Source organism: Photorhabdus temperata (assembly GCF_025384845.1).
Classification (GTDB): Bacteria; Pseudomonadota; Gammaproteobacteria; order Enterobacterales; family Enterobacteriaceae; genus Photorhabdus; species Photorhabdus temperata.
Genome location: NZ_JAJAFX010000194.1, coordinates 1 through 812, shown reverse-complemented (window position 1 = coordinate 812; position 812 = coordinate 1). Strand labels below are relative to the sequence as shown.

Below are 812 nucleotides of genomic sequence, written 5' to 3'. Positions count from 1 at the left end.
GGTGCACCGGTTGGCAACGGTAAATCTTCTATGTCATGAATTTCTTCAATAAACGCCGTTAAGATGGGTTGAGCAAAGCCGATTGAAAAATCAGCGCGACGCCGAGTTAAGGTTTTCCACGCTTCTAGCATAGCGGAACGTGCCGAACTGTAGTTCACATCAGACCAGTCTTGTGTCACTTGCTGAGTAGACAGCCCGGTTGCTGCTGCAATATTGCGTAGTGCTGCACTTTCAAAGCCTTCAAAGTTGCTGTGTGGCCGTGCAGCATTCACTGTTGTTATCTTCTCGCCGGGATACATAATTGGGATACGCGCCCCATTCTGCAAAGACATACGACGATCATTGTGAAACTCGACGCGTCCCTGTTGATATGCGCCTAAATTCTCATCCTCACTTTCGCCCAATGCCGCTTCAACTAATGCAGGATCATACGGTGACTCAATATAAGCGCCGAAAATCGCATTCAAAATAGCGGCTTCAAGCTCTGACTGGTCATATTTAATCAGCATCTTCAGGCGCTGAACAACCGGCGTTAAGATGCCGTTACCCCTGTGTTGTGCTCCGCGCTCGTGATCAAAATCATGCACAACATGCGGGCGTCCCCACGCTGTTTCACGCGGTATACGCTCCCAGGTCATCGTTTTTGCACCACTCCACCAATCGCCAATATGGGCTTCCCGGATATGGTAAAACGTAGGAGCGCCGTCAGCGTCTATCTCTACACCACCTCTGATATGCGGCATATCAAAATTCTGTTGCGGGTTACTGAGTCGGTCAGGATCTACAATCTGAACTGTTGTTGCATAATGCCC

The 812-nt window shown here is 49.3% G+C and carries 1 protein-coding gene; it reads right to left on the bottom strand.

Annotation, left to right across the window (positions count from 1 at the left end):
* The coding region (locus tag LGZ99_RS25075; RefSeq protein ID WP_262979860.1) for a phage portal protein at positions 1-812 on the bottom strand (812 nt) is incomplete at both ends.